The organism is Hymenobacter frigidus, assembly GCF_014640435.1.
GTDB classification, from domain to species: domain Bacteria; phylum Bacteroidota; class Bacteroidia; order Cytophagales; family Hymenobacteraceae; genus Hymenobacter; species Hymenobacter frigidus.
The window spans coordinates 21932-47371 of sequence record NZ_BMGY01000011.1 but is presented as its reverse complement, the minus strand read 5'-3'; the positions used below and the strand labels follow the sequence as shown (position 1 = coordinate 47371).

General features: G+C 55.6%; 22 protein-coding genes and 1 pseudogene. 1 reads left to right on the top strand and 22 read right to left on the bottom strand.

Annotated elements, in window-relative coordinates; genetic code table 11:
• Positions 1-47 precede the first annotated feature (47 nt).
• The 22 genes and pseudogenes from IEW17_RS07900 to asnB form a co-directional block, all read right to left on the bottom strand.
• Positions 48-617 (bottom strand): acyltransferase, encoded by a 570-nt coding sequence (locus tag IEW17_RS07900; RefSeq protein WP_188561494.1) that lies wholly within the window; start codon positions 615-617, stop codon positions 48-50.
• 3 nt (positions 618-620) lie between these two features.
• Positions 621-1553 carry an NAD-dependent epimerase/dehydratase family protein gene (locus IEW17_RS07895; RefSeq protein ID WP_188561493.1) on the bottom strand — a complete coding sequence of 311 codons (933 nt, stop codon included), beginning with the start codon at positions 1551-1553 and terminating at the stop codon, positions 621-623.
• An 8-nt stretch (positions 1554-1561) separates the two neighbouring features.
• Positions 1562-2683 (bottom strand): DegT/DnrJ/EryC1/StrS family aminotransferase, encoded by a 1122-nt coding sequence (locus IEW17_RS07890; protein ID WP_188561492.1) that lies wholly within the window; start codon positions 2681-2683, stop codon positions 1562-1564.
• A gap of 411 nt (positions 2684-3094) precedes the next feature.
• The gene (fcl, locus tag IEW17_RS07885; RefSeq protein WP_188561491.1) at positions 3095-4039 is read right to left on the bottom strand and encodes a GDP-L-fucose synthase; all 945 of its coding nucleotides are present in this window, start codon (positions 4037-4039) and stop codon (positions 3095-3097) included.
• A 92-nt stretch (positions 4040-4131) separates the two neighbouring features.
• On the bottom strand, positions 4132-5196 hold the full coding sequence (locus IEW17_RS07880) for an IS701 family transposase (protein WP_188561490.1): 1065 nt from the start codon (positions 5194-5196) through the stop codon (positions 4132-4134).
• A 52-nt stretch (positions 5197-5248) separates the two neighbouring features.
• A complete protein-coding gene (locus IEW17_RS07875) occupies positions 5249-6229 on the bottom strand; it encodes a glycosyltransferase family 2 protein (RefSeq protein WP_188561489.1) in 981 nt (326 codons plus the stop codon).
• An 8-nt stretch (positions 6230-6237) separates the two neighbouring features.
• Positions 6238-7236: an STELLO glycosyltransferase family protein gene (locus IEW17_RS07870; protein ID WP_188561488.1), complete on the bottom strand. Its 999-nt coding sequence runs from the start codon at positions 7234-7236 to the stop codon at positions 6238-6240.
• Between the two features lie 101 nt (positions 7237-7337).
• Positions 7338-8534: a glycosyltransferase family protein gene (locus IEW17_RS07865; protein WP_188561487.1), complete on the bottom strand. Its 1197-nt coding sequence runs from the start codon at positions 8532-8534 to the stop codon at positions 7338-7340.
• A gap of 110 nt (positions 8535-8644) precedes the next feature.
• Positions 8645-9601 (bottom strand): glycosyltransferase, encoded by a 957-nt coding sequence (locus tag IEW17_RS07860; protein WP_229748875.1) that lies wholly within the window; start codon positions 9599-9601, stop codon positions 8645-8647.
• A gap of 60 nt (positions 9602-9661) precedes the next feature.
• On the bottom strand, positions 9662-10225 hold the full coding sequence (locus IEW17_RS07855; RefSeq protein ID WP_188561485.1) for an acyltransferase: 564 nt from the start codon (positions 10223-10225) through the stop codon (positions 9662-9664).
• A 13-nt stretch (positions 10226-10238) separates the two neighbouring features.
• Positions 10239-11021, bottom strand: coding sequence for an acyltransferase (locus IEW17_RS07850; RefSeq protein ID WP_188561484.1), 783 nt, complete (start codon positions 11019-11021; stop codon positions 10239-10241).
• Complete coding sequence (locus IEW17_RS07845) at positions 11011-11418, bottom strand: sugar 3,4-ketoisomerase (RefSeq protein ID WP_188561483.1); 408 nt, start codon at positions 11416-11418, stop codon at positions 11011-11013. Before IEW17_RS07845 ends, IEW17_RS07850 begins: the two co-directional genes overlap by 11 nt.
• 259 nt (positions 11419-11677) lie before the next feature.
• Positions 11678-12463, bottom strand: a complete 786-nt coding sequence (locus tag IEW17_RS07840) for an enoyl-CoA hydratase/isomerase family protein (RefSeq protein WP_188561482.1) — start codon at positions 12461-12463, stop codon at positions 11678-11680.
• Positions 12464-12538: 75 nt separating this feature from the next.
• Positions 12539-13632, bottom strand: a pseudogene (locus IEW17_RS07835) (DegT/DnrJ/EryC1/StrS family aminotransferase).
• A gap of 42 nt (positions 13633-13674) precedes the next feature.
• Complete coding sequence (locus tag IEW17_RS07830) at positions 13675-15651, bottom strand: hypothetical protein (protein ID WP_229748874.1); 1977 nt, start codon at positions 15649-15651, stop codon at positions 13675-13677.
• Between the two features lie 69 nt (positions 15652-15720).
• Positions 15721-16677: a glycosyltransferase family 2 protein gene (locus tag IEW17_RS07825; protein ID WP_188561480.1), complete on the bottom strand. Its 957-nt coding sequence runs from the start codon at positions 16675-16677 to the stop codon at positions 15721-15723.
• A 56-nt stretch (positions 16678-16733) separates the two neighbouring features.
• Entirely contained in the window at positions 16734-17711 is a 978-nt protein-coding gene (locus tag IEW17_RS07820) for a GNAT family protein (protein WP_188561479.1), read from the bottom strand.
• Positions 17696-18103 (bottom strand): sugar 3,4-ketoisomerase, encoded by a 408-nt coding sequence (locus IEW17_RS07815; protein WP_188561478.1) that lies wholly within the window; start codon positions 18101-18103, stop codon positions 17696-17698. Before IEW17_RS07815 ends, IEW17_RS07820 begins: the two co-directional genes overlap by 16 nt.
• A gap of 444 nt (positions 18104-18547) precedes the next feature.
• Positions 18548-19495, bottom strand: coding sequence for a UDP-glucuronic acid decarboxylase family protein (locus IEW17_RS07810; RefSeq protein WP_188561477.1), 948 nt, complete (start codon positions 19493-19495; stop codon positions 18548-18550).
• Positions 19496-19626: 131 nt separating this feature from the next.
• Complete coding sequence (locus IEW17_RS07805; RefSeq protein ID WP_188561476.1) at positions 19627-20979, bottom strand: UDP-glucose dehydrogenase family protein; 1353 nt, start codon at positions 20977-20979, stop codon at positions 19627-19629.
• Between the two features lie 147 nt (positions 20980-21126).
• Positions 21127-22629 carry a glycosyltransferase family 39 protein gene (locus tag IEW17_RS07800; RefSeq protein ID WP_188561475.1) on the bottom strand — a complete coding sequence of 501 codons (1503 nt, stop codon included), beginning with the start codon at positions 22627-22629 and terminating at the stop codon, positions 21127-21129.
• Positions 22630-22745: 116 nt separating this feature from the next.
• Positions 22746-24650: an asparagine synthase (glutamine-hydrolyzing) gene (gene asnB / locus IEW17_RS07795; RefSeq protein WP_188561474.1), complete on the bottom strand. Its 1905-nt coding sequence runs from the start codon at positions 24648-24650 to the stop codon at positions 22746-22748.
• A gap of 188 nt (positions 24651-24838) precedes the next feature.
• Between asnB and IEW17_RS07790 the strand changes: the two genes are divergently transcribed.
• Positions 24839-25273: an acyl-CoA-binding protein gene (locus IEW17_RS07790; RefSeq protein WP_188561473.1), complete on the top strand. Its 435-nt coding sequence runs from the start codon at positions 24839-24841 to the stop codon at positions 25271-25273.
• Positions 25274-25440 lie beyond the last annotated feature (167 nt).

Genomic DNA, 25440 nt, shown 5'->3' with positions numbered 1-25440 from the left:
ATTGCGGCGGGTGAAGTAACTTAATTGATGATACGCGAAAAACCAGCCTAGTAGCCCATTTGCCTGGCATATTCCAGCATCTTTTCACGCGGCCGAACCTTTACCGGCCGGGCTGGTACGCCCACGTAGATAGTCCAGGGCTCGGTGTCCTTTGTCACCAGCGAGCAGGCTCCCACCACGCTGCCTTCTCCAATCGTCACATTGGGCATAATTACCACATTGGTCCCAATGCCCGCGAAGCGGGCACAGCGAATAACACCAATATCCACGGTATCCCGAAATTCCTCGGGCACGGTGATGCTGGTGAAGCCATCGCCCAGGAAACGGTCAGAGCCGCAGACTAGCCGACTCCCCGCTCCGATGGTTACAAAATCCTCCATAACAAAAACACTCTCTGCCCCACCGATGATGGTCAGATAAGGGCCCAGGTGGGTATAATCGCCGATTTCGGCAGCAGTAGTCAGGTAGAGGCCCGAATCAATGGCGACGTGGCTGCCCACCCGCATGAGACGGGGCCGCCGGATTTCCACGTTGGCGCTGATGAATACATCCTCACCGCAGCTCAGCAGCTTGGTGGTATCATAGGCCGGCGAATGCAACAGGTGGGCGGTAGCCATTACTTAATACGGATAAACTGATTCGTAGTAAGCAATTGTAGTCGCGATTCCTTGTGTAAAAGGCGTAAACTCGAAATCAGGGAATACCTGACGAAACTTTACATCGCTCATCACTTTTTTAGGGGCTCCATCAGTCTTCGTAGAATCCCAAACGAGCTTGCCCTGGTAATTGAAGATGGCTTGAATGACTGCCACTAGTTCCTTTACGCTGATGCCTTCGTGCTGGGCCAGGTTGGTTGGTTCTTCCAGCCCCACCCGGTCAGGATGTTGCAGCACTTCCCACACCAGCCGCGCAAAGTCGGGGGCGAACAGCCACTCGCGAATCGCCGCCCCGGTTCCCCAGATATCCAATTCAGCCTGACCAGTATTCCGAGCTTTCACGAATTTAGAAATCAGCGCATTCAACGCATGCGCTTTGTCGGGGTCGGTGGAGTCGTAAGGACCGTACATATTGGGCGTGAGCAGGTGAATGCTCCGTACCCCGTACTGAATTTGGAAGCACTCGGCCACGGCCCATAGTAAGCGGCGGCTGGCCCCGTAGCTCAGCACCGAGCGATGCAGATGACCATTCAGCCACTCGTCCTCCTGAAAGATATCGGACGCAGCCGGGTAGGCGCAGTTGGCAATAGGATTGATGACCAATGCTTCGGGACAGACCTCCGCGACAGCCTCATACATGCCCATTATCATGCGCGCATTGTCGACTATCACGGTAGCGGCTTGGTCGGTCACGTAGTTGAGGCTGCCCACGTGGGCGGCACAATTGATGATATGCGTGGGCCGGTGCCGTGCCAGAAACGCGGCGGTTCCGGCCGGGTCTCGCAAATCGACACCCGTACTGAGCGACGCGCCCACGAATGCCACGCCATATTGGCGCAGCGCATCGGCCACGTTATGGCCAGCAAAGCCTGAGGCCCCGAATAACACAACTTGCATGGCTGAGTTTACCATCCCTGTCGAATTGTGTGTATAATGTAATCCACCTGCTCGCTGGTCAGTTCATCATGCATGGGGATATGAATCTGGGTCTGGTCGAATCGGCGCTGCTGCGTCAGTTCCGAACGCTTACCACCGAATAAGCTATTGTGGTCAATACCGTCATGCACCACCGAACTGGCAATTCCGCTGGCTTTGAGCCGCCGGACAAACTGCAGCCGGTCCGCCACGTGAAATCCAAACAGCCAGTGCGCGCTTTCACGGTCGGGCTGATGCACGAAGTGCGTCAGCCCGGTCACGTTTTGTAATCCATCCTGATACCGGCGCACCAGGGCCCTACGCCGCAGCATCCGCTCGCCAAAGCCCTCCAGATTGGCCAGCCCGAGTGCCGCGGCAAAGTCTGAGAGGTGGTACTTGTAGCCTATATCGGTCAGGTCATACTCTCGCTCTCCCAGCTCCGATACCGGCGAGCTAGCCCGGTCAATACCAAACCAACGTCGGCGGAATACCTCGTAGGCCTTCTCCGGGTCGCGGGCGCACAGCGCGCCGCCATCACCGGTAGTGAGGTGCTTGATAGCCTGAAACGAAAAGCAGGTATAATCGGAAATCGAGCCAATGGCGCGGCCCTGATAGGTTGCGCCCGGCGCATGGGCGGCATCCTCAATTACCACCAGCCCATACCGGTCGGCAATGGCCTGTATTTCGGCCAGGTCGCAAGGGTAGCCCCCCCAGTGTACCGCCATAATGGCCTTTGTACGCGCCGTGATGCGGTGCTCGATATTGGTGGGGTCGATATTGCCGGTTTCGTACTGTATGTCGGCAAAAACGGGAGTGGCGCCGGTCTGCACCACAGTCAGGGCCGAGGCGATAAACGTTTGCGGAGCCAGAATGACCTCGTCACCCCTTCCAATCCCGGCAACCTCCAGGGCCAGATGCAGTGCGCTGGTACCACTGTTGAGTGCCGCCGGGTGCAACAGGCCCAAATCAGTGCTCAAGCAGGCTTCAAATTCCCGAACCAGCTTTCCTTCGCTAAGAAAGGTACTGGCCAGCACATCGCCAACGCGCTGCAGGGCCATAGGATGCACGAAAGTGGCAAACAGAGAAATGGTGCCGCCTGGTGAAAGATTCACAAATGGCGCGAGCGGCGCGGTTGAACTATGGGCCATCAGAGTACGGAGAACGCGGCTACAAAGATAAACTATTCAAGTGGAAACGCTTATTTATTTATTAATAGTGATAAATATACTTGTTTTTTTTATTAATACAAGCCATATCATATTACGAGGACTTAGCGTGTGTGCTTTTGTACTCATCACGAATTATATTGCGAGAACGGTGTAAATACGCATTTTTGCGTCTCCCATTAGCTCCGCTGACATTTGAGTGGATAGCTTCATTCTATAAGCTGTAAAAGCCCACAGAACCTGTACTGAAATATAACTTCCAGTACCGTTCCGTCGGCTTCTACAACCCACAGCAAAGAAATTATTTTTCAGGCCCCCAAAGCGTCGTGCTGGCTAACTGCCTGCCAGGCTTGACAGTTACCGCATCACCGCCGCTTCGGGCTGCTCAGCATACTCCTTGTACACAGCTCGCAACCCTTCTGGCAGCCCAATCTGGTAACGCCAACCCAACTCGGCCAGCTTATCCACGTTCATGAGCTTGCGCGGGGTACCATCGGGCATAGTGGCATCAAAGCGTAAAGCCCCGGTATACCCTACAGTGCGCGCCACCAAATCAGCCAGTTCTCGAATACTCAAGTCTTCGCCGGTACCCACGTTCACGGGCTCGGGGCTGCTGTAATGCTCTAACAAGTAGAAGCAGGCATCGGCTAGGTCGTCGACGTGCAAAAACTCCCGGCGCGGATTGCCCGAGCCCCACACCTCTACCTCGGGCAAGTCGGCTTCCCGGGCTTCGTGAAACTTACGAATAAGGGCGGGCAATACGTGAGAGTTTTGCAGGTCGTAATTATCATTTGGCCCATAAAGGTTAGTGGGCATCGCCGAGATAAAATCGCAACCGTACTGTGCACGATAGGTCTCACACAATTTAATACCCGCGATTTTGGCAATGGCGTAGGGCTCATTGGTGTATTCAAGAGGGCCGGTCAGCAAGGCATTTTCCTGCAGTGGCTGCGGAGCCAGCTTGGGGTAGATGCACGACGAGCCCAGCAGCAGCAGCTTTTTCACCCCCTGCACGTAGCTCTGATGAATGACATTAGCCTCCATCATCAAGTTGTCGAATAAAAACTCTGCCCGGTAGGTATTATTGGCATTGATGCCCCCTACTTTGGCAGCAGCCAGCACCACGTATTCAGGACGCTCTTCCGCGAAGAAGTCTGTCACGGCTGCCTGATTCCGCAGGTCCAGCTCAGCTGAGGTACGCGTTACCAAATTATTGTAACCTGCTTTTTTCAGGCGGCGCATCATGGCTGAGCCAACCATTCCACGGTGGCCGGCTACGTAGATTTTAGCACTTTTTTCCATTATTTAATACATTTATACAAAGCTATTGATGCTTAATTTTTTTCTAAAGCAGTCTGAGACTGAATATGTTCCCTTGGTCTTAACAGCTGATGTTACGCACGGAGTAGGGTGAGTTGATGGTACATGGCTTTCAGGCCGACGGTATAGAGTTGGGCTTTGAGGCGAAAATGCCCGATGCCGCATTTGAGCTTGAGCACCTCCAGTTTGGTGTAGGCCAGCACGGCGGCGAAGAAGTGCGTGGCTTGCGTGGCCAGGGTTTTGGTGGGTGATTTTGCCATCGAGGCATTCTGTTTGAGCGACTTGTGGTATTCTTCCACTTTCCACCGTCTCTGGTAAATCGTGGTCAGTTGGGCCTGGTCCAGGTCGGTGTCGCTGCTGACCAGATACAAAATACCCTGGCTCCCGTCCTGGTTTGTAAAGACTTGTTTACTCACGAGCACCGCCTCTTGAACGGCCCGCAAATAGACGCGCAAGGGTTGCGTATCGGGAAACACCAGCGACTGCACGGACTGGAACCGGCCTTGCGCACGGTCGGCTTCGCTCAGGGCCACGGTGCGGCTGCTTTCGAGGGCAAAAAGAAAGTGGTGGCCCAGGGCCCGCACCAGGGTCATGTTCTCGGCCGAGGCATACCAGCTGTCGGCCAGCAAGTAGCGGTAGGCCACCTGTTGCTGGGCTACGCGCAGCATCTGCTGCAGGTACTCATTCTTGGTAAACGGGCTCTGGTAGCTGGTTTTCTGGGTCTTGGGCTGGTAGACGGGCACCGTTTTACGCACCAGCTCGACGGCGATGGGCAGGGCCAACTCCCCGGCCTGGTAGAGCAAGGTGACGAAGTTCAGGCCCTTGACGTACCGCTGCTGGCTGTGGTCCCAGTGCGTGCAAATCAGCTCGTTGGCGTCGGTGTGCGCCTTTTCCAGCACCGAATCGTCGACGATGAGCACGGCAAACTCTTCGGTCGGCCGCCGGGCTTCTGCCTGCCGAATCAGGGGCTTGGCCTGCCGCCAGACCTCGGCCGGGCCGTAGGTTCCCTGACTCAGCCAGCGCGTGATGTGGTCGTGGCTCAACGCCCCGTCCAGCAGCCGCGATAAGCCCGTGGCCGTGGTCGGACCCGTCGAACTCAGCAAATAATCCGTGTACAGGTCCAGCGTGCAAGTCATCATAAGCTGCTAAACGGGCTAAGATGCCCAACGACTGCGTAACATCAGTTAACAGTTAAGCTGTCTTCCACCAGTCCAGGTCCACGGCTGGGGCCTGAGCCGCGGCGGCGGGGACTGGTTTCAGAGTTTTCAGCAGGCTTTGGGGCATCAGTTTCTTCACCAGCGGATTGATGCTAGCCCCCAGAATCATGCGGCGGGTGCGGGCACTGTACCCCAGTAGACCGGACAACTTGCGGAAGGCAATGGGCCGGGCGGCGCTCATGTCACGCTTGCCTGTCCAATTAATCTCCCAATAGGTGTAGAGGTTGCGCCGCTCCTCGTCGGTGAGGTGAAACAGCTGCCCGTAGCGCGGCTCCTGCTCGCAGAGCTCTACCATCTTCACCAGGTTCGGAAACCACTTGTCGCTGGTGGCCGTGCGCTGGTCGGGGTGCAGCTGGTACACGGCCAGCATGTCGGGAATGTAGTGCCCGGCAGCCAGGTGGGCTACCCGGTACCACTGGTCGATGTCGGCGCACATATCCACTTCCCGCCGCATGCCGCCGGTTTCTTCAAAGAACCGGCGCTTAACAAACGTGGCGTGCTGAGGCGGCACCGTTTGAAACAGAATGGTGCGCGGCGTAATAGCCCCGGTCGGAGCGCTGCTGCTAATGATGTTACCCTGGAGGTTAATCGCATACTCGCCCCCAGAAATGAAGCTGGCTTCGGGATACTGCTGAAACGCGGCCGCCATCTTACGAAAAGCGCCGGGCAAGTAGTAGTCGTCGGAGCTTTGGATGGCCAGAATCTCGCCAGTAGCCCGGACTACGCCCTTGGTTACGGCATCAACGAAGCCCTCGTCCTTGGCCGACCACCAGATGAGACGGTCGCCGTACTTCTTCAGCACGTCTACCGTCTCATCGGTCGAGCCCCCGTCCGAGACGATAATCTCAATCGGGCCGGGGTAATCCTGTTTGAGAATGCTAAGCAGCGTGCGGTCAATGAACCGGCCCTGATTCCAGGACGGAATGACCACCGAAACAGAAGGAAATTCCTGCATGGGGCCGCTTATTTGGTCAGGGCCGCCACGTCGGCCAGCCACAGGTCCAGCAATTCAATTTCCTGGGCTGTCACGATGTTCTCCTTGGCCAGCTCGGCATAGGCCCGGCGCAGATTTTCGCTCACAGTATTGCCTTTGTCGATGGCGCGGGTTACAGCGGCAATAACGTGGTTGGGGTGCAGGTAGCAGGGGATTTCCGACTCGAAATCCTTCATGTAGTCGTGGGGGTTGCGCACCTGAAGCACCGTGGCCTCGGTGAAGCCCAGGCGGTAGCCGTGCGCCCACATAATGGGCTGGGCCACGAGGCCGCGCAGAATGTCGGTGAATCGGAATGTTACGAAAGCCGGCAGGTAGAGCAACGGGAAAAGCTCCTGGCGCACGGCCGTATTCTGCGAGTTGAAGGGGCAAAGCGTGCCTTCGGCCAGCACAATGGGGCTGCGCTTGTCGAAGAATACCTCCGTGTTGTCAATCAGCCGGTAAATGGCATCCACGTCCGGGTCGGAGTCGGCCAGGCCCTGCCACATGCCTATTTTGGCCGTCGTCTCGGTCAGGTCGGCTTTCTTCAGGTTGTGGGTGTCGTCCAGAATCAGGTCGAGTGGATAGCCGCGGGGCCAGATATGGTGGCTGGTAAAATTCTTGTAGATATTGACAAAGCCTTTATTGACTGGGGAAGCCGCGAACGTCCCTTCAAAAGCCGGGAATACCCAGCCATCGTACGGAATATTGTCGTCGTCGGTATCCACGATTACGCTGGCCCCGGCCTGAATGGCGTGCAAGTAGCCCATCATCTTGCGCCCGTAATGGTTGAAAGGGAGCTTGGTACTCAGACTGAATCCCTGGGCTTCTTGGTCGGCAACCGACAGGTACTCTACCCCATCGACCTGCCAGCTGGCCGGCGATTTTTTGTCGCCCGCTACCACCAGTTGGTAGTCGGACATGGCAGCGATTTTGGCAACGGCCTCGGTGGGCGCGAAGATGGACGTGATAACGACGTGCGTTTTGGACATAGTAATGGGCAACAAAAAGAAAAGCGGCCGGCCTTCAGTGGTACCGGAAGCGGCGTGGCATTGGCTACGTAAAGGTACGATTTTACTACGTAGCCTGGGGGCTATAACTCCATGCGGTCGAGTAAGGCCCCAAAGCTGGCCGCGTAGGCGGGCCGGGTGTGATTTTGCACGGCAAATTCGCGGGCCGCGTCGGAGCGTTGGCGCAGGTCGGCATCATGCAAGGCCAAGAGGGTGCGCACATGGCGCTGGATATCGGCAATAATGATTTCCGGCTCCTGAGAGTCTATCTCGAAGCCCAAGTGAGCCGAGCAAGCTGCCGCAGTTTGTGTCACGATGGGAATCAATCCGAAATGCAGGAGTTGAACGACGGCCCCCGCGCCGCCTTCAGAAGCGCTGGGGTACACTTGCCCGATGCTACCATTAGCTACCTTGGCAAAGGCCGGGGAAGTCACATCGACCCAGCCCAAGTAGCGCAGGTTGGGGTACCGAGCCAGCTGCGGCTTCAGCCACTGCCACAGCCGCTCCTCGCGCTCAATGTTGCCGGCAATGTAGAGGGTGGCTTCCGGCAGCCCGGCGAAGGCTTCCACGGCCAGGTCCAGGCCTTTTAGAATCGCTCCGCCGCTGCCCAGCCACACGAAGCTGGCGCGGGCAGCGGCAATGTCCTTGACCACATGTTCGGGCTGCTGGGCCACCGAAATATTGAGCTGGTGGCGTTCGGGCCGGGGATGGTAGAGCTCGCGCTGAAACGGCGTCCCAAACGAGGTAATATAGTCGGCGTACTCGTCGGAAAAGCTAATGCGCGTCTGCCGCTCGGGCCGCACCCAGATGCCGGTGCGCCGATGAAAGTCGCGCAAGCGGGTCATTTCAGCTAGGTTCTGAAAGGCCCAGTAATTCTCGGTGCAATAGAACACCTTTTTTACCTTTGCCGTCGCGGGGCATTCGGCCAGCCGGTCGCTCTGCACGAAGGCTACCTCGTACCGCTCCCAGGCTATAGCCTCCGGACAATGCACGTCGTAGAAATCGACGATGTAGCCCCGCTCGTTCAGCTGACGTACCATCTCCACGGTTTCCCAATACATAGAGTGCTCGTTGAGCATGGGCGCGCTATCAAGTTTGCCAGCCACGTAATAAGGAATAACGTGCAGCACGTACACGATGAGCGCACGTTTCGACTGGGAACCGATTTGCCCTTGACCAATGTCCCGAATAGAGCCGCCGCCGGGGGGCATAAACAGTTTTTTGGCTGCGGCGTGCAGGGCATTCGATAATCGATAGCGGACTCCTCTAATTGTAGGCATGTAAATTATTGCGTAATAAAAGAGTCGGAATGTCTTGGGTATGAAAGAAACACCAAATCAAAAGTCAAGCACTTCTGACTAGCGACCCTGAACACATATTTGGCTATTGTTCAAACTGAAGGCGTGCTCCTACCAATTAGCCGCTTGATAGCTCCAGATACTTGCGACATGCGCCGGGCCGGTATTCCCATCCGTGCCAGCACGAGCAGAGCCAAACTGCGCGTGTCGTACCGGACCTGCCAGCGACGGGTCAGCCATTTTACGCTGTCCGGATGGTCTAACAAGTAAAGCACTTCAGCATAATGGGCGATATGTTGAGTAATAATTACATCCCCATCCGCGCTTAACCCTATTTGTTTTTGCAGCAATCTGAGACAAGATTCAGCCATCTGAGCACGTCGCTGAAACGTAGCCGAACCCCCATGCACACGATAAATGGCAGTTACTTCAGAATGGTAAATAAATTGGAATTGCTGAGCTATGCGTAGCCACATATCCCAATCTTCAAAACTAAGTGACTCATCGTAAGCACCTACCATGTCGAAGCAACTCCGACGCATCAACGTTCCCATTGCTTGTACATAGTTCAGACGTAATAAGTCCAGCCATACCCAACCTTCGTATGGTACCGCTTCGCCGCCACTATATAAATGAGGCAGCGTTACCTGACCATCTGAGTTCATCCTGCTAATGTCGCTGAACACAACTCCCACTTCAGGCGCAGCCGCTTCCATGATTGCTACCTGTACGGCTAGCTTGTGTGGCAGATAAATATCATCTGAACCAATAAAACAAACATACTTACCTCGTGATTCTTCGACGAACCTGTTGCAGACTCGACATACTCCTTGATTGGTAGCATGGGCAATGAGTCGACCATTATAGTCATAACGCCTAGAGAGCCAATCTTCGATAACGGCTACAGAATCATCAGAGGAGGCATCATCTACAATAATAAGTTCAATGGCGGCATAATCTAAAGCGTATATGCTATCTAATGTTTCCACAATATATTGGGCGTTATTGAACGACGCAACTCCCACAGTTACAAGGGGTAGTTTGGGCATATGTTTAAGAGTGAGCAAAGCCATTACTAATTTAAAATTCTCCAGGTAGCAAAGAAATACCTATTTCAGTTGCAATCCGGCAGGGGTTTCTACGTAAATATCTCCTCCTGAAGAATGCCAATGGCCTGGCTTAAATTCATCGGCTGCTAGTCTCTGCCCTTTTGTATCTACCCATCCCTTCTGCCGCGCAGGGTTACCATATACTAAAGCATGGTCGGGTACAGAACGAGTTACAACTGCTCCAATGCCTGTCATGGCAAAGCGCCCTATGCGAATCCCTGCCAGTATAGTAGAATTAGCTCCGATTGATGCTCCATGCGCAACCACCGTTTGAATCATTTCAACATCATATTGCTTGCTACGCGGACGCAAATCATTGGTAAATACAACGTTAGGTCCCAAAAAAACATTGTCCTCAAGAGTTACTCCCTTCCAGAGGTAAATGCCGCTCTTTAAGGTAACGTTATTTCCAATTGATACTCCGCCCTCGATAAAGCAATGGTCGCAAATGTTGCAATTATCACCAATAAAAACATCAGGTAGAATATGCACAAATGCCCAGATAGTGGTACCAAAACCTATGGTATTGGTTTCCACTAATGCCGACGGATGAATATTACTCATTCAAAGAAAAAGACTATGATGCATTAGAATTTATCTGTTGTTTGCTCCACGCATCAAAACCAACTCCCTGCCATGGCATTCCCCGCTCGAAATTATACATCCAAGGGTATTGACTTCCTTCTTTTTCCTTCGAACCTATCTCACGAATATCACGAGTGACTTTAGCTGGGCTTCCTACAGCAAAACTAAAACCAGGCACATCCCGGCTCACTACTGAATTGGCACCAATTAAGCAATTACTGCCAATATTTACGCCGGGAAGCAGCACTGAATGCACTGCTATTATCGTGTAATCTCCCACCGTCGGACCAACGTAATTATTGGATGGTGGGCGAGAATCATTTGTGAAAATGGTGTAAGGATATACAAAAACGTGGTTTCCCAGCTTAGAAAACTCGCAAATGTGCACGTTACTGTACAAACGGCAATAATTGCCGAACGTCGCGTTTCCCTGAATATCGACTAAAGTACTAATCAAGCAGTTTGTACCAAAAACTGCTCCTTCACGAACCGTGATACGGTGACCAGTATTCAACCCTTTTCCAAAGGTGCAGCCCGCATATATGATAGCATGGCTACGAATAAATGAATCAGCCCCTATAACAGTCTCTGGATTTGTGTAATCCTCTTGAGAATAGTAGGCATGTTGCGGCTCGCCTATTACACAATCATTGGCGATAATAGAATTGTCACCAACTATTACGTTATCGTAGATAGTTGTGTTATCACCGATTCTAACATTCTTTCCAATGTGGACGTTGGAGCCCAAATGAACATTACGATTATTAAATTTCATGAGCAGTCAATTTTTTGAATTCGGAATATAACCGGATATAATCTTGCTCATCATACTCCATAGAAGTTAAGCACATGAGTACTGCACTATGCGAAAACTTGATTGTGCGCCAATGTAATCTTGGAATGTATAAGCCTATGTTAGGGGAATCCAATACGTATTCAGTTTTTTGCCCCCTCACATCCTCCAAAACAAACTCAATGCGGCCGTTTGTTGCAAAAATTAATTGTTCTAAATCCCAATGAGCATGGTGACCTCTAACAACGGAATCAGGCGTGAAATATGTCCAATAAACTCGCTTTATTTCAAAAGGCAAAGTGCTATTTTGAGCAACCGAGATGTAGCCTAGCTCTGATGAGCCAATTTTAGCAAATTCGATAAGTCGAGAAACTGACATGGTTAGTGTTATTGAGAGCAATAAAGGATTATAAAACAAGTGTTGCTCAGCGAAATCTAGCTATACGAGTATTTCGAGTAAGTTTGCAAATAGTGTGCACCCCTGAATTGCTCAGAATAAAACCATTATGCATCCTCTTTCTGCTGACTTTAGTTAATCATTGATATTCCAACCCTTCACCGTCAATTCATTGGCGAAAGACAACACACAGAATTGGGGTAATTTAAGAAGTTATGCAGACTTTAAAATTGCGTAATACCTACATGCCAGTAAAAACAGGCGGGCGCTTTTCTACAAATGCTTGCACCCCTTCTTGAAAGTCTATGGTGTGGCAGCATGCCTCAAATGCAGCGGCCTCCATCTCGTAGCCATTGATACCACCTGCTAAAGCACCAGAAACTGCTTCAAGAACTTTTGTCAAAGCGAAAGGAGCGTTTGCAATCATTTGAGCAAGTATTTCGAAACTGACAGTTAATAATTGTTCGGCAGGAACCACGCGGTTGACCAGCCCAATCCGAAATGCTTCACCGGCTTTTATTGAACCCCCTGATAGCATCAACTCTAGTGCTCGTCCTCTACCAACCAATTGCGTTAAGCGCTGTGTACCACCGTAGCCAGGAATGATACCTAATTTTACTTCGGGTAATCCTAGCTGTGCCTGCTCGCTTGCGATGCGAATATGACAGGCCAACGCAAGTTCGCAACCACCACCGAGCGCGAATCCATTAATAGCCGCAACGACCGGGATGGGCATGTCCTCAAGCTGTTGCAGGACCCGCTGGCCACGCTCAGCAAAGTCTCGGCTTTCTGAAGGAGCTAGCAACTTAAATTCGTTGATATCAGCGCCCGCCACAAAAGCTTTACTACCTGCTCCCGTAACCACTATCCCCCGAACATTGACATCGGCCTTAGCTTGAGTCAGCAAATATTCGAGTTGCTGCACTGCTTCAATATTCAAGGCATTGTACTGCGCAATTCTGTCAATAGTCAGGAGCTGAATACCGTCAGGACGCAATTCAGTGCGAATAAAGGAGGTGCTGGTCATATCAACTATATGATTTTTGAGAAAAGAAAACTACTATTTGCTCCCCCATCAAGAATGCGGATTATGCAAAGGCTTCTAGTAAAAACTCTCAACCGCAGCTACTACAGCCGCAACATGCTCTTCCGTCATTCCGGGCCACATGGGTAGGCTCAGGCTGGTAGCGGCCAATTCTTCCGCGATGGGGTATGAGCCCGCCGCAATGCCCATGTGCGCGTAAGCCTGTTGCAAATGCGGGGGCACCGGGTAATGAATGAGCGTGCCGATGCCGACTTCGGTGAGGTGCTGCTGCAAGGCATCGCGCTGCGGACCACGTAGAGGTGGTAGACGTGGGTAGCGCCTTCGGCCACAGCCGGCAGAACGAGGTCACCGAGGCCGGCCAGGCGCTGGTCGTAGAGGCGGGCGACTTGCTGGCGCTGCCGGGTCCAGGCCATGAGCTTGGGCAGCTTCACGCTGAGCACGGCGGCCTGCAACTCATCGAGGCGAGAGTTGTGGCCAATGACTTCGTTGTAGTATTTCTTCTGGGAGCCGTAGTTACGCAGCGTGCGGATGCGCGCGGCCAGCTCCTCGTCGTTGGTGGTTACGGCTCCGGCATCGCCCAAGGCTCCCAGGTTTTTGCCAGGGTAGTAGCTGGTCCCGTTCACGTTGCCGAAGCTCCCCGTGACCCCACCCTGCCAGGTAGCGCCCTGCGACTGGGCATTGTCTTCGACCACCCACAGGCCGTGGGCTTTGGCCACGGCCATAATCGGACCCATTTCGCAGGCCTGCCCATACAAATGCACCGGCATGATGCCTTTGGTGCGGGACGTGATGGCGGCCTCAATCTGAGCCGGGTCTAGGTTGTAAGTATGAGGGTTGGGCTCGACCGGCACAGGCGTAGCTCCTACGAATGAGATGGCCAGCCAAGTGGCAATGTAGGTGTTGCTCGGCACCAGCACTTCATCGCCGGGCCCTACGTTCAGAACTTCTAGGGCCAGATGGAGGGCATCAAGACCGTTGGCGACCCCAATGCAGTGTTGTACATGGTTGAATTCGGCATAGGCCGCCTCAAACGTCCGCACCTGGTCACCCAGTACATACCACTGCCTATCGTACACGTCGGCAATGGCGGCCAGTATTTCCTCCCGAATGGGCGCGTGCTGGGGAGTGAAGGAGAGAAAAGGAACGTTCATACAAGAGAGAAGACCTAAGTTTTGAGACCGCAAAGGTAAGAGCTAAGGCGCTTCCGCCGACATGGGATAGACGCTGATAGATTCCTTAGCAGGAGCCCGCAGCACATGTAGCGCCTCCCCCGAATAGGCATCGGTGTAGGTAGCCCGCACCAGAGGCCGGAGGGTGGTGGGCAGCCGGGCACGGCGCGAGGTGCAGATAAAGCTTATTCCGTGCTGCACCACAAACTGGTATTTAGCGCTGTCCAGGGGCAGCACCCGTCCGGCCATCTGCTCGAATCGATAGAACCGATAAAAGGTGGACTTGCGCACCGCCTGTTCGGCCTGCACCGAATCGCGACGGAATCGGGGGTCCGTGCTCCGGTTCTCCAAGTTGAGTGGAGAGAGCGTGGTAAAGGCATAGTTGTTTTTGAAATTCGACACGTAGTTGCCGCAGGTGTAGGAATCGGGCGACAGCATAAAGGCGTTTTCGTAGTCGGCGTTGGCCCATATATAGGCTCCCCGCGAGCCAAGTCCGGGCAGTACGCGGCCCACCTGTCGCAGGAATGCGGGCGAGTAGCGAGTGGTTTCCAGCATTCCCTGCCGGTCAATAAACAGCTTGTAGCCGTTGATACCCGCCAGCAGAAGCAGCCCGGCTGCCGCTACCACGTAGCGCCGCTGGGGGGCATTGGCCAAGGCTGCACCTAGCAGCACGGCTACTACCGTAGCCGCTGCGGGCACGATGATATTGGAGAAAAACTGAAAACTATCAAGAAAATGAGAGCCGAAAGCGCGCATGAGCGCAGCCCACACCAAGCAGCTCCCGAACCAACCTAGCAACACTACGTGCTGCCGCTCTATCTGAAGTAGCCGGTGCGCGCCCAGCGCAAGTAGCAGGGCTAAGTACCCGCCGTAGTAGATACCAAATACTATCAGGGCTCCGATACCGATATTGATAAGCAGACGGACTTCGTCTGTGCGCGGGATAATGGTAGCCAGCGTGAAGCCGCGCCCCGTACCAGGGAACTGATAGGGCTCGGGTTGCAGCCCGTAGAAACCCGCGATGAACAGGCACACCAGCAAGATGGGTACTACCATGGCCAGCGCCTTGCCAATGGACAGCTGATGACTCAGCCACAAGCCCAGAGCGAGTGTAGCTGCCCCCAGCCCAACCACTGGAGTAGTGGAAACAAAGACGAGGGGCATCGCCGCCATGGCCATGCCGGTGGCTACGTACTGCCGCCGCAATAGTAGCAGCATGGCCAACAGCACGAAGAGGTACACGGGGGCCAGCTTGGGCAGCACCGGGAGCAGCCCACTCGCCATAAGGCCGCCGTTGTGTACGAAAGGAATGTCCGACACTACCGGCCAGCAGGTACCGGTCGCAGTCAATAGAAGCGCGCCGAGAACGGGCAGCCAGCGGCGGTCAAGCTGAAACTGCGCCAGAATAGCTATAAATCCGGTTCCGACCACGGTAATGAGCACGGAATAAGTACCGAGATACAGGCACCAGGCGGCGGGCAGATTCGTAACGCGCACTAATAGCGCGTTCAACCAGATTTCAAAGTAGTGGTAAGGGTTCTCCGTCAGAAACTGCGGGTATACTGCCTCTAACACGTTGGTTTCAATGCCGGCTACGTTCAAAGGCTGGGTCAGCCGGCCGTAGTACACATAATCCTGAAAAGGAGTAAGCAAAAACTCCGACGTAACGTCATAGAGTAGCAGGTACCGCACGGCAAAGATTGCCAGGCCCAATGGCAGCAGTAACGCCAGTGGGGATAGTATCGACACTGGAATAATCTTCTGCTCACTCTCCACTGGACCCGTCGCCCGGCGCAGGGCCAGCAGCACGCCCAGCAGCAGCAGAGGCAAGGGCAGCAGTACCGTTACTCCCCGAGTTTTCAGGAGCGCATAGCCCACTACTCCAATGGTGAGGCCCGTAAGTAAAGAGAGAAATAAGGCAAAAAATCGGTCGGCCGGGACCATCCGCCCCAGGCGCAACCCGGCATGGCCCACCCCGTAAGCGGTCAGCAGCGTGACCATTGTGGTAAGCAGCAATTTAACAAATAGCAACACGTTGGAAGAGTTTAGCTACGGAATTGAAGGGGGTTCCTACCGCGATACCACCGGGGTCGCGTCGGCCCCATACAGGCTTTTCACCACGTACAGCGGTCGGTTGCGGGCGGCATCCATGCCCCGCCACACGTATTCCCCAATCACGCCGAGCGCAATCATCTGAAACGCGGACACGAACAGGACCACGACCATTAGGGCAGTCCAGCCGGCGGGGCCCTGGGGCTCAAAAATCTTCAGCCCTATTACATACAGCCCATACAACAGCGCGATGGTCCCTAGGCCAATGCCGGCCACTGAGATGGCCCGAATGGGAAAGTAGGAGAACGAGAGCAGCGAGTCGATAAAGAGCTTGATTTTCTTCTGCACCGTCCAGCGCGACTTGCCCACTTCCCGCTTGCGCCGCACGTAGGGAATATTAACGTAGGCGTAGCCCAGCCACACCATGAGGTAGAACACGTTGCTGTTGCGCTCCTGCATCCGCACCACGTCGTCGCGCACCTGCCGGTCGAAAAACACGAAGTCGAACCCGCCGTCGGGGATATTGCTCAGCGCCAAGTGCTTCATCAGCCAATGAAACGTTTCGGCGAATTTCTTGGTCAGCCCGGTTTCTTCGCGGTCCTGCCGGTTGCCGATGACCAGCTTGAAGCCCTTGAGCCAGTAGTCGTACATCTGCACCATCAGCTCGGGCGGGTCCTGCATGTCGGCGGTGATAACGGCCATGCAGTCGCCAGTGGTATGGGCCATGCCCGCCACGATGGCGTTGTAGGAGCCCACGTTGCCCACCAGCTCCACCACCCGCACCCGGTCGGGGTACTGAGCGCGGGCGCGCAGCAGCGCCTGCAACGTGTTGTCACGCGAGCCGTCGTCGACGAAAACGTACTCAAACGTCAACCCAGCCGGAAAATTCGCCTCGTTGGCAATGAGCTCCGGTACGGTGATAGGAATGTTGTCCTCGTTGAAATAACAGGGAATGATAACGGAAAGCTTCGGCATAAATGTAGGCTAACAACGGATTTTAAAATAATGCATCTGGCGCACAGTCAAAAAAGTCAGAGGCTGTGGCAGGCCATTACATGAGTCGTGCTTCCCAACCGAAATCCCAGCTTCTCGCAGGTACGGAACACCGCCCGATTGGTGACCTGAGTAGTCATCAGCACGTAGGGCAACGATAATGCCGCTGCCCGACGCACCGTTTCAGCCACTAGCCTGATGTGCCAGCCCCGATTTTGTGGTCCTACGGCGGTGAGCAGCACCCGCGACGACCCGCTACCGGCCACCGTCGGGTCGGCAGGAGAATCGCCAATAGCCAGAAACGAGTCGACCGGCAGGCCGGGTTCATCGGGTACCAGCACGGCATCGGCGGCGTAGCTACCAGCCACAGTGGCCTCGGCGTAACGAGCCAGCATCGCATCAGCCCGGACCGCCCCAAACCACGGGTCGGCATGAAACCGGTCGTAGTCGTTGCGGGCCGACGCCGACACCCGCCCAATGTGCGCCGCCTCATCAAACCGAGCCAGCCGCACTGCCGCCGGTAGCGTGGCCAAGGGTTCCGCGGTAGGCCGGTAAAAGTTGAGCCGGGTTTCCACCAGCCGCCAGCCCCCGCCGCTAAGCGCTTGCAGCAAGGCTACGTCTTCGGCCGGCACCACACTGAACGCATAGTACGGCCCCCGCTGGGCCAGTTGAGCGCGCAGGCTGCCAGCGGCCAGCGCCAGCGCCGCCGGGTTGGTTTCGGCCCCAAATAGCCCCGTGAATAACCGGTAGGTGTCCGTGCCAAAAAACTCGGTATCCCAGGGCAAATGCTGTAGCAGCCATTGACCCTCGGCAGCTGTCATGGCAAGCACCTGCTCCCCGGCACTGCTTCCAAAACGGGCAGCGGCACCGGTGCCGTACTGGGCTTGCTGAGTTGCCGCGGGCAACTCGCGCAAGAAATGAGTAGGCGAATAGAAGCCCAGCGCGGCCGCGCGGGCAGCGACCAGAACCGGGTTTGGGGCCGAGACCGGAGCCAAGTCCGCTACTTGTTCTGCCATACCCGTTTAAACTCGTCGTAGCTCCGGATATAATCGGCCTCATCATATGGCATCGAAGCCAGCACCAGCTGCACCGCCGAGTGCGAGTACTGCATAGTGTGCCAGGCGTGCGGGGGCACGTACAAACCCACATGCGGGTCTTCGAGCCGGAAGGTCTGGATGGTGCCATCGGCCAGCTCGGTGGTAACAATGATGCGCCCGGCAGCAGCAATCAACACCTGCTCGGTAGCATAGTGGGCGTGGCGGCCCCGCACAATGCTCTCCGGCGTGTAGTAAGTCCAGAAAATCCGCTTCACCTCAAAGGGAACCTGCTGCTGCTGCTCCGTAACGGAAATGTAGCCGATTTCCGGCGCCCCGAGTTTAGGAAAGTCGATGAGAAAGGGATTCTCCATGCTTAAAATACAAATGCAGGTGCGAAATAGGTCGAAGGTCCCGACAACAGGGAGTTCCTACGAGCCAGTTGTCCTCTGGATAACATGTACATATTGAAAGTACTCTTCTTGCATTTTTCAAATAACCCAGCAGCTTACCCGCATCTGCCGCTTCGTGGCAGCGTGCTAATTGGCTGCGCCGTAGCTCCACCGTAGCCGGACCGTAGATGAAGCCAGTCTCGATCATAGTCGTCGTACGGGCGACTTCATGGCCGATATCTAAGTATCTTCCTAAAACAAACCAAGCGGCAGGCCGGTAGAATCTAGGATTATACCGGCCTGCCGCTTGTTAAGTCAGGTTCCGCCCGCAGTTATTCCGGCAGTGCTACGCCACGAAGGTAGCAAGCCCCTGCTAAAACACCACGACGCTAACCCGGCATTCTACCGCCAGTGCCTCGCCAACGGCTACTTTACGTGCTCCTTAAAGTATTCCAAGGTACGCCGCAATCCTTCGGCGCGGTTCACGCGGGGCTCCCAGCCCAAAATTTCCTTGGCCTTCGTGATGTCTGGCTTGCGTTTCATCGGGTCGTTTTCGGGCAGGGCCTGGAACGTGGGCTTGAACTCGACGCCAGTGAGGCGGGCAATTTCCTCACCGAACTGCTTAATGGTGATTTCATCGGGGTTGCCGATGTTCACGGGCATATGGTAGTCGCTGAGCAGCAAGCGGTAGATGCCTTCCACCAGGTCGTCGACGTAGCAGAACGAGCGGGTCTGCGAGCCGTCGCCGAATACGGTCAGGTTCTCGCCGCGCAGGGCCTGCGAGAGAAAGGCCGGTAGCACGCGGCCGTCATCGAGGCGCATGCGCGGGCCGTAGGTATTGAAAATGCGGATGATGCGCGTTTCCAGACCGTGATGGTTATGGTAGGCCATGGTGATGGCTTCCTGGAAACGCTTGGCCTCGTCGTAGCAGCCGCGGGGGCCGACGGGGTTTACATTGCCGTAATATTCCTCTACCTGCGGGTGAACTTCGGGGTCGCCGTAAACTTCCGAAGTGCTGGCTATCAGCATGCGGGCCCCTTTCACGCGGGCTAAGCCCAGCAGGTTGTGAGTGCCCAGCGAGCCCACTTTCAGGGTTTGAATCGGAATTTTGAGGTAATCAATCGGCGACGCGGGCGACGCGAAGTGCAGGATGTAATCGAGCTTGCCGGGCACGAACACGAACTTACTCACGTCGGCATGGTGAAACTCAAAATCTTCCTTGCCAAACAAGTGCTCGATGTTCTGGAGCGAACCCGTAATCAGGTTGTCCATGGCGATGACGTGGTAGCCCTCGGCCAGGAACCGGTCGCAGAGGTGGGAGCCCAGAAAACCGGCCCCGCCAGTGATTAGGACGCGTTTTTTTTCTTCAGACATAAATTTTCTTGTCATCCTGAGCGCAGCGAAGGACCTTATCACGTCCGTGCAACTTGGTATTAATGATTACCCTAAAAAATGCAGCCGTGATAAGGTCCTTCGCTACACTCAAGATGACACACGTTTTAAAGTTAAGCTCTAGCCGGCTCCTTGTGGTCAGTCTTGATGCCAATGCAGTGGTACACGAAGCCAATGTCTTTCAACTCACTGGCATCGTAGATGTTGCGGCCATCAAAGATATTCTTCTGCTTCATCAGGCGTCCCACTACTTCAAAGTTGGGGGCCCGAAAGTCGGGCCACTCCGTCACCACTAGCAGCGCGTCGGCATCGATGAGGGCTTCGAATTCGTCCTTGGCGTAAGTAATGGTGTCACCGAGCGAATGCCGGGCTTCGGGCATGGCCACGGGGTCGTAGGCCATCACGATGCAGCCCGCGGCCAGCAGCTTCTCGATAATGACCAGCGAAGGAGCTTCCCGCATATCGTCGGTCTTGGGCTTGAAGGACAGGCCCCAAACGGCGATTTTCAGGCCGCGCAGCTCGCCGCCAAAATGCTGGCTCAACTTGTTAAAGAGTACTGATTTCTGGTTCTCATTCACCCCTTCCACGGCGCGCAGCACCTGCATGTCGTAACCGTTTTCCTGGGCGGTTTTAATCAGCGCCTTCACGTCTTTCGGGAAACAGGAGCCGCCGTAGCCGATGCCGGGGTAGATGAATTTGGTCCCGATGCGGGCATCGGAGCCAATGCCCCGGCGCACCATGTTCACGTCGGCCCCCATGATTTCGCATAGGTTGGCCACGTCGTTCATGAAGCTGATTTTGGTGGCCAGCATTGCGTTGGCCGCGTACTTGGTCATCTCGGCCGACGGAATATCCATGAAAATAATCGGATGGCCGTTGAGCAGGAAAGGCTTATAGAGGCGGCGCATTACTTCTTCGGCGCGGTCAGAGGCGATGCCTACCACAATGCGGTCGGGCTTAAGGAAGTCGTCGATGGCCGCGCCTTCCTTGAGAAATTCGGGGTTGGAAGCTACGTCAAACTCGATGGCGCTGGCGTCGGTACCGCGCTTGGCCAGAGCTTTTTCGATTTCGGCCCGCACCTTGGCGGCAGTGCCCACGGGCACCGTGCTTTTGGTCACAATCACGCCGTAGCTGCTCATGTGCTCACCGATGCCGCGGGCTACGGCCAGCACGTACTTCAGGTCGGCCGAGCCGTCTTCGCCGGGCGGGGTGCCCACGGCGATAAACGCTACATCGCAGTCTTTAATGGCTTCGGTCAGGTCCGTGGAGAAGTGCAGACGCCCTTTTTCCACGTTGCGGGTCACCATTTCTTCCAGGCCCGGCTCGTAAATCGGCAATATGCCTTGGTGCAGATTATCAATTTTTTTCTGGTCGATATCGATGCAGGTCACGTCGATGCCCACTTCGGCAAAACACGTTCCCGTCACTAAACCAACGTAACCGGTACCTATAACTGCTATTTTCATATGATGCGTTGGGCGCAGAGATTAATAATTCAGCGCAGCAAATTAGGCCTTCAGCGCTCGTTGGCACGAGTACGGAGGCGATTACAAGCGCATGCCGCAAAGATACTGCCAATTTAATGACGCAATCTTCCAATAATTTATCTATTTTCAGTTCATTTTTACAATCCGAAATTCAACTGCATAATTCTGCAGAATAACGCGTTGGGCCTGGTTGTGGCCTTCGAACTGGTAAGCCGGGTATTTCATGAAGTATGGCACTGCAGCGACTACGGTTCCAGCCTTCAACCCAGGAGCTTTGTAGCAGCTGATGGGATAGAGATAGGCGAAGTTGATGAATTGATAGCGGGTTGGTTGTGGTACAATCACCTGAATTGGTCTCAGCCGGGGGCCGAACAAGCGGTTGAAGATGATATTCTTATCGCATACGCTGATTTCATTGGCGGCAATCTGATTATAGTCATGAATGCCGTGGTCATAGGCTACATCACTCGGGTACTCAATGGCTTTGTAAGCACTGGCAAAAGCCCCGAAATGCTCTAGTGCCAAGGCACTGCCGAAGATGAGCAACAGCGTGTTTACGGCCAGCCGGGCACTGGCTAGCTTGTGCAGCGCCACCAAGGCCCCCAACACGATGAACGGGCCGAAGAAATGCAGAATCCGGCCATAGAACACCAGCTTGTGCGCCAGCACGGCCCCGGCATAGCCCAGCCAGGCCAGAAAAGAAATGCTCAGCAGAGCTGCCAGCGACAACGAGGCGGGCTGCCGCACAGCCGCCCCGAGGCACCGCAGCAAACCAATCCCAAACAACAACACCAGCCCAAATCCCATCCAGCCCTCAACCTGCCAATAATACCGGCCAATAAAGCTGAGGCCTTCATCGAAACTGCCTTGGGTGATAGTGGTGGATATGTAGCGGCTACTGGCCCAGTAGGAAGTATCCGCCAGAAGCGAGAGGAGCTGTAGCCCCCCCAATACCAAAAGCACGCCTGCCAGTTGAAGCCCAACCGGTACCAAGCGTCCTGCGGTTTTTGCTTCACTCCCATCGGTTGGGGAGGCCAAAGCCAGCACTGTTCCCAGCGCCAGCAGTACCACCGGACCCATGAAATAGCCTGGGTATACGGCGTAGCTAAACGCGGCCAGCGCCCCAACCAGCCCATATTTCCATCCCGCCGAGCGGGCCGTGAGCCGCAGCAGCAACCACAGCGCCAGCAGGAAGAAGAATAGCGCGTGGTCGTAGGGCAGTAGGTGGCGCAGGTAGAGGTTCGTATTTACCAGACTTGAATACAGCACGATACCGAGCAAGGCCATACCTGCCTGGAAAAACCGCCGGTATATCTTGTAGAGGAGCAGCATGTTCAGGCTCATCACGAGCACATTGAACAACTGCGGTACTTGTAGCGACGGCGGAGAATTGGGATTGAGCCCGGTGGTCAGCAGCAACGCAGCTTGCCCCAAGCCGGGGATGGCGCGCCACAAGCCGTCACCGGGCCGGGCCCCCATCGAATTAATGGCCCGCAAAAACTCCAGCACGTGGCCTTCGCCCAGGGCCCGGAGGCCCAGCATGGCGGTGACGTAGCGCTGCTCGTCCACAAACGCCATGGTGCCCTTGCCAATCAGGCTGATACGTACCGCCGTAATGGCTAATCCCACCAGTAAAGCCAGCTTTGGAATCGAAAAGTGACGCCTAAAAAAGGAGGAGCCGACAGGCGGCATAGTCCCAGCCAGACTTCCCGATTCCTCCTTTCTTATCCCTGTTTTTCCAATCATTACGCCATGTACTGCTTCCACCAGGTCTGGAACACGATGAGGCCCCAGATGCGGGCGTGTACGTCGCCGGGGCTGCGCGAAAACAGCTGGGTTTTGAGGGCGCGAATGGCCGTGACATCGAAAATGCCCTGCGCTTCGATGAAGTCATCGCGCAGCAGGTCGTCCTCAATCAAGGAGCGCAGCTCGCCGCGCATCCACTTGAGCAGGGGCACTTCGAAGCCGTGCTTGGGCCGGTCGTAGAGCTCCACGGGCAGCTCGGAGCGAAAGGCGTCCTGCACAATGCGCTTTTTCATGGTCGCGTCCACCTTGCTGGTGACGGGAATGGAGAAAGCAAAGTCGACCACTTTGTAATCGAGGAACGGCGTGCGCACTTCCAGCGAGTTGGCCATGCTCATCAGGTCCACCTTCGTGAGCATGTCGTAGGGCAGCACCAAGGTCATGTCGGTGAGCAACACCTCGTTGAGGTCGCCGTCGGCGTGCAGGTGCTCCAGAATGTCTTTGCGGCGCTTGGCGGCTAGTTTCTTACCCACTTTGGCCCGGCTGGCGGGACTGAGCAGGTTGCGGGCATCGGCAGCCGAGGCGAAGCTGGCCCAGTCCCAGTACCGGTCTTTCACGCCGGCCGTCATGCCGCGCGAAAAACGCTGCAGCTGCCGGATACGGTTGCCAATAAAGCCGTTGCGTGACTTGGGTAACACATCCCAGAGGAAGCCCAGCGCCGTTACCGCTTCGGCCTTAACGCCGCCCTGCCGCACCTTGAACTCGCCCATGTGCTTGTTGTAGCCGCCAAACATTTCGTCGGCACCGTCGCCACTCAGCGCCACGGTCACTTTCTGGCGGGTGCGCTGGCTGAGGATGTACACGGCCAGGGCCGAGGAGTCGGCAAACGGCTCATCGAGGTAGTCCAGCATGTCGTGGATGTGCTCGTAGAGGTCGTTATTGGTCAACGAGAAAACCGTGTGGTTGGTCTTGTGGCGGGCGGCCACGAGGTTGGCATACTTGGTTTCGTCGAAGAACGGCTCGTCCTTGAAGCCGATGCTGAACGTGCTCAGGTGGGGTGTGTGGCGGGCGGCCAGCGCGGCGATGACACTGGAGTCGATGCCCCCGCTGAGGAAGCAGCCGAGCGGCACGTCGGCCACGAGGCGGCGCTGCACGGCCCCATCCATCAGGTCGACCAGCTTGTGCTGCTGCTGCTCGTAGCTGAGCTTATTTTTGGCGACCTTTTTGGCGTCGTAGGGGATTTTGTACCAAGCCTTGCCCACCACCTTGCCGTCCTTAATGTACAGGTAATGGCCGGGCAGCATCTTTTTCACGCCCTTGAAAATGCTGGCGGGGCCGGGAATGTAGTTGAGCTGCAGGTACTGGCTCAGGGCCACGTAATCGAGCTTGCGCGGCACGCCCAGGGCCATGATGGACTTCATTTCCGAAGCCAGAAACAGCTTGTCCTCGTCGCGGTAAATCAGCAAGGGCTTCACGCCAAACCGGTCGCGGGCGATGAGCAGCGAGTTTTCCTCCTTGTCGTAAATAGAGAACGCGAAGAACCCATTCAGCTTCTTGATAAAGCTGCGGCCCTCGGTGATGTAGAGCTGGAGAATGACCTCCGTATCAGTCTGCGAATGGAATTTACAGCCGCGCTTGAGCAGCTTCTCGCGCAGCTCGCGGTAGTTGAAAATCTCGCCGTTGAAGACGATGGTATAGCGCCCCGACGCGTCGGTCATCGGCTGGTTGCCGTCGGTCGAGAGGTCGAGAATAGCCAGCCGCCGGAAGCCCAGCCCGCACTGGTCGTAGACAAAATGGCCCTGCGAGTCAGGCCCGCGGCGAATGATAGCATCGGTGGATGCTTGCAGGTTGGCCAATGATTGACGACCTGTTTCCGTAAAGGCAAATACTCCGGTTATTCCGCACATAATCGTAGGCAAAAGTACGACCCCGCAACCTAAAGCCCGGCCTCGGGGTATTGACAACAGCAGGTTTGCCGATGAATTCAGCCGCTGCAGCCCGCCTGTACGGATTTTTGGCGGCACTGGCTACGCAGCGTTATTCCTGCTGTCCGCGCCCGCTCATCCTTCCATTCTCTTTTCTTTTTTTGCCTTTTATGAATACCAACGACCAATTCCGCGCTGCGGCCGACCAAGTAAACAACCTGCCCGGCGACATGGCCGCCAAGCACATGACTGAGCTTTACGGCCTCTACAAGCAGGCTACCGAAGGCGATGTGAACATGAAAGCGGGGGAAGTCTCCCCCACCGAAGCCGACCAGGCCAGCGGCCCCGCCGGCCTCTCGCAGGCCCAGTGGGACTCCTGGAACCAGTTTAAGGGCGTGCCCGAGGACGAAGCCAAGCAGCGCTACGTGGCCCGGGTGGCCGAAATTACGGGCGGCAGTAGCGGCAGTGCCACGGCCAGCCCCGTGCCCACCGACGGCCAGACCGGAGCCCCTACCCCCACCGACCACGGCGGCCTGCGCGGCGACATCACCGCCGGCGCGCCCTACGGTGGCGAGGACAAGCTCAAAGACCAGCAAGCCCGGTAAACGGATGATTTGGAGCCCCAGCGGCTTCCGGTTTTAATAGAAAACAGCCGACCTCTTCCCAAGGCCGGCTGTTATTTTGTGGGGGTACCAGTAGCGTTTTGCCAAGGGTAATGGCCGTGGGCTGCGGCGGGGAGTTGTCTGCCGCCCTTTGCGCAGTATCATTGCCG

Coding starts and splice junctions, on each gene's coding strand:
- IEW17_RS07810 (WP_188561477.1), bottom strand. CDS start 19,495: ATGTCTGAAGAAAAAAAACGCGTCCTAATCACTGGCGGGGCCGGTTTT.
- IEW17_RS07830 (WP_229748874.1), bottom strand. CDS start 15,651: ATGGTCACGCTGCTGACCGCTTACGGGGTGGGCCATGCCGGGTTGCGC.
- IEW17_RS07820 (WP_188561479.1), bottom strand. CDS start 17,711: ATGGCAGAACAAGTAGCGGACTTGGCTCCGGTCTCGGCCCCAAACCCG.
- IEW17_RS07790 (WP_188561473.1), top strand. CDS start 24,839: ATGAATACCAACGACCAATTCCGCGCTGCGGCCGACCAAGTAAACAAC.
- IEW17_RS07815 (WP_188561478.1), bottom strand. CDS start 18,103: ATGGAGAATCCCTTTCTCATCGACTTTCCTAAACTCGGGGCGCCGGAA.
- IEW17_RS07880 (WP_188561490.1), bottom strand. CDS start 5,196: ATGATGACTTGCACGCTGGACCTGTACACGGATTATTTGCTGAGTTCG.
- IEW17_RS07895 (WP_188561493.1), bottom strand. CDS start 1,553: ATGCAAGTTGTGTTATTCGGGGCCTCAGGCTTTGCTGGCCATAACGTG.
- IEW17_RS07860 (WP_229748875.1), bottom strand. CDS start 9,601: ATGCCCAAACTACCCCTTGTAACTGTGGGAGTTGCGTCGTTCAATAAC.
- IEW17_RS07850 (WP_188561484.1), bottom strand. CDS start 11,021: ATGAAATTTAATAATCGTAATGTTCATTTGGGCTCCAACGTCCACATT.
- fcl (WP_188561491.1), bottom strand. CDS start 4,039: ATGGAAAAAAGTGCTAAAATCTACGTAGCCGGCCACCGTGGAATGGTT.
- IEW17_RS07840 (WP_188561482.1), bottom strand. CDS start 12,463: ATGACCAGCACCTCCTTTATTCGCACTGAATTGCGTCCTGACGGTATT.
- IEW17_RS07870 (WP_188561488.1), bottom strand. CDS start 7,236: ATGTCCAAAACGCACGTCGTTATCACGTCCATCTTCGCGCCCACCGAG.
- IEW17_RS07855 (WP_188561485.1), bottom strand. CDS start 10,225: ATGAGTAATATTCATCCGTCGGCATTAGTGGAAACCAATACCATAGGT.
- IEW17_RS07825 (WP_188561480.1), bottom strand. CDS start 16,677: ATGCCGAAGCTTTCCGTTATCATTCCCTGTTATTTCAACGAGGACAAC.
- IEW17_RS07845 (WP_188561483.1), bottom strand. CDS start 11,418: ATGTCAGTTTCTCGACTTATCGAATTTGCTAAAATTGGCTCATCAGAG.
- asnB (WP_188561474.1), bottom strand. CDS start 24,650: ATGTGCGGAATAACCGGAGTATTTGCCTTTACGGAAACAGGTCGTCAA.
- IEW17_RS07900 (WP_188561494.1), bottom strand. CDS start 617: ATGGCTACCGCCCACCTGTTGCATTCGCCGGCCTATGATACCACCAAG.
- IEW17_RS07805 (WP_188561476.1), bottom strand. CDS start 20,979: ATGAAAATAGCAGTTATAGGTACCGGTTACGTTGGTTTAGTGACGGGA.
- IEW17_RS07865 (WP_188561487.1), bottom strand. CDS start 8,534: ATGCCTACAATTAGAGGAGTCCGCTATCGATTATCGAATGCCCTGCAC.
- IEW17_RS07875 (WP_188561489.1), bottom strand. CDS start 6,229: ATGCAGGAATTTCCTTCTGTTTCGGTGGTCATTCCGTCCTGGAATCAG.